Raw genomic sequence first — 3,145 nt, 5'->3', positions numbered from 1 at the left:
AGGCCAGATGGGACGAGGTCAGCTCAGGCACCTGCGGATTCGAGACGGACTCGTCCTGCCAGAGCCCGCTACCGAGGTCGATCACCGGCATCGAAACACCGGTCAACAACCCCACTGTCGCCGCCTGCGCCAGCACCACCGCCGGAGCGCTATCCGCCAGCATGTAGGCAATCCGATCCGCCGGATAGGCCGGATCCAGCGGTACATAACCGCCACCCGCCTTGAGGATCGCCAGCAACCCGATCACCATGTCGGCACCACGCTCGACGCAGATCGCCACCCGCGAATCCGGCCGCACACCTTGTCCACGCAGGTAATGCGCCAGGCGGTTGGCCTGCTCGTTCAATTCAGCATAAGTCAGGCGCTGACCGCCATGCAGCACCGCCAGCGCATCCGGCGTGCGCCGCACCTGTTCCTCGAACAACCCATGAATGGTTTGCTCCAGCGGATACTCGGCGTCGGTGGCATTGAACGTCACCAGCAGTTGCTCGCGCTCCGCCGGAGGCAGAATCGGTAAATCGGCCAGCGACGACGCAGGTGCACACTCCAACGCCTGCGCCAAAGTCGCCAGCGCCGTTTCCATATAGGCACAGATCCGCGACGCGTCGATCCCGCTCACAGCCTGGACGGTCAGGCTGAAGCCCTCACCCAGATCGTCCACCGAGAGCATCAGCGGATAGTTGGTCCGCTCCTCGCCACCGAGCACTTGGATACCGTTCCAGGCAGACACCGCTTCGGTCGAAGTCGCGGTGCCGGTGTGACGGTAGTTGAGCAAGGCGCTGAACAGCGGCGCGGGTGCAGCCACGCCGCTGCAACGCTGGGCCAAGGCCAGGGAGGCGTGCTCGTGACCGAGCAATGCGGTCAACCGTGCATGGGTCGTCTTGACCCCGGCGCGTACGCCCTGCCCGCCAATGTTCACCCGCAACGGCAGAGTATTGATGAACATGCCCAAGGCGCGGTCGCCCCCTTCGCCGCCCTGCATCCGCCCCATCAGCACGGTGCCAAACACCACATCGTCCCGGCCCGACACCCGGCCCAGCACCTGCGCCCAGGCCAGGTGAACCAGACTCGCTGCACTCACGCCGAGCAGACGCGCCTGGGTCCGCAAGTCCAGACTCAAGCGGCTGGCGAGTGCCAGTGTAGCTTCCTCAATGCCCGGCCCTGCGCCCTGCACCTCTTGCAGGCCGAATGGCAGGGTCGGCTCATCGACATCGCCCAACATCTCGCGGAAGAACCCTTCATGGGCCTCAGCACTGATGCCCAGGCGCACCTGTGCCACGTAGTTGCGAAAAGGTACCGGTTCAGGCAATTCATCGGTCCGGCCGAGCAGGAATGCCTGCATTTCATGCTGCACCAGCTCCAGGGCTGCATGGTCCAGCGCCATGTGATGAAACAACAGAATCGCCACCCAGCGGTTGTTAGCCCGGTCTTGCGCACAGACCAGGCGCATCAACGGCGCCCGACCCACGTCCAGACGGTGGTGTCGGGTATCGAAACGCTGATGCAGTTGCCAATCGATATCGCCCTCGGCCGGATCGAGCACCAGTTCTTCCAGCGCCAGAGTGGCCTCGCGCCAGACCACTTGCATCGGTTCCTCCAACCCTTCCCACACCACCGAGGTGCGCAAGATGTCGTGGCGATCGATCACGCCTTGCAAGGCCTGGAGAAAATCGTCCAGGCGAGCCCTCTGGTCTGCTCCGAACAAGGTCTGCAACACATAGGGGTCACCCTGTTCCGCGGCAAGGTGATGGTAGAAAATGCCTTCCTGCAACGGCGCCAGCGGATAGATGTCCTGGACATTGCCGGCGCCACCGGGTACGCCGTCGACGATCCGGTCGATCTGCTCCTGGGTCAGGCTCGCCAGCGGCAACATGTCCGGTGTGATGCGGAACGCCGGGCTCAACCAGTCGCCACCGTTTCTCTCCACCAGGGCGAGCAGTTCACGCTTATGGACGGCCAGACTGTCCCATACCGTGTTCTCCAGCCCTTCGTCATCGCCCTCGATCACAAGGTTTTCGCCATCCTGTTGGAGACGAATCGGGTGCTTGGAAAGCACTGCCATCAGTTCGCTGAATTGCATCGAAGGACCTGCTTTTCTGGTTCGGAGTGGTTGACGATCAATGTGGCTTTCAGATACGGCGTGTCGCCTGGACGCGAGAATTGGCGGTGGACGGGCCGATCACCGCGTGCGGGCCGATGCATGAATATCGTCATGTTCAACCGAAGGAGGTCCGTCTCCTTACAGGCCAAAAAAAATTAGAGCATTCAGTAGGTCATGTCTGTCATGGGAAGCAGGGACAAGTCCCGGCGGGGAGCAAGCGGACGTAAATCCTGGGGGAGCCGGGCTTGCCCGCGAAGGCGGTGGCACATTCAACATCTGCGTGACAGACACTTCGCTTTCGCGAGCAAGCCCGTTCCCACAGAGGGATTTAGGGCCAGCAGGATTTGCGCGGCGCCGCGGAAAACTGTGGGAGCGAGCCTGCTCGCGATGGCGTCATACCGGCAGACAGGCTCTCTCCCATCGGACTCAGATGCGTCGCTGACGCGTGAGCGCCGGTATCTTCGTCTCGGGCACTTCGATGCGTTGTACCTGCCCCACCGCCGCGGCCACAGACGCCAGCGTCGGTTGACCGAACAACACACGGACATCGGCTTCCATGCCTTCCTTGCGCATGCGTTCGATCAGCGCCACGGCCAACAACGAGTGCCCGCCCAGTTCAAAGAAATGGTCGTGGCGGCCGATGCGCTCGACCTTCAGCAGCTCGGCCCACAACGAAGCAAGCTTCGTTTCCACGTCACCCACGGGGGCTTCGTAAAGATGAGTGGCGAACGCCTCGCTGTCGGGAAGTGGCAAGGCGTTGCGATCGAGCTTGCCGTTGGGGGTCAACGGCAAGGTGTCGAGGCGCACATAGGCCGCCGGCACCATATACTCCGGCAATTGCGCTTGCAGATGCCCACGCAGATGGCCTACGCCCACTGCCTGGCCTGGCGAATGCTGGGTGAAATACGCGACCAGACGCTTGTCACCCGGTACGTCTTCACGGGCCAGCACCACCGCCTCTTTCACGGCGTCGTGCCGGGCGAGCTTGGCTTCGATCTCGCCCAGTTCGATGCGGAAACCACGGATCTTCACCTGGTCGTCGTT

2 protein-coding genes are annotated in these 3,145 nt (G+C 62.7%); both read right to left on the bottom strand.

The features are described 5' to 3' along the window. The coding region (locus BLU85_RS30030; RefSeq protein WP_139208080.1) for a condensation domain-containing protein at positions 1-2,080 on the bottom strand (2,080 nt) is incomplete at its 3' end. 447 nt (positions 2,081-2,527) lie between these two features. Next, on the bottom strand, positions 2,528-3,145 hold a 618-nt coding region (locus BLU85_RS30025; protein WP_256572921.1), incomplete at its 5' end, for a phosphopantetheine-binding protein.

The sequence above is a fragment of the Pseudomonas sp. NFACC14 genome, from assembly GCF_900106885.1.
Lineage (GTDB): Bacteria > Pseudomonadota > Gammaproteobacteria > Pseudomonadales > Pseudomonadaceae > Aquipseudomonas > Aquipseudomonas fluorescens_AA.
Note: the sequence above shows the minus strand (reverse complement) of the source record. Positions and strands in the feature narration are given on the sequence as shown.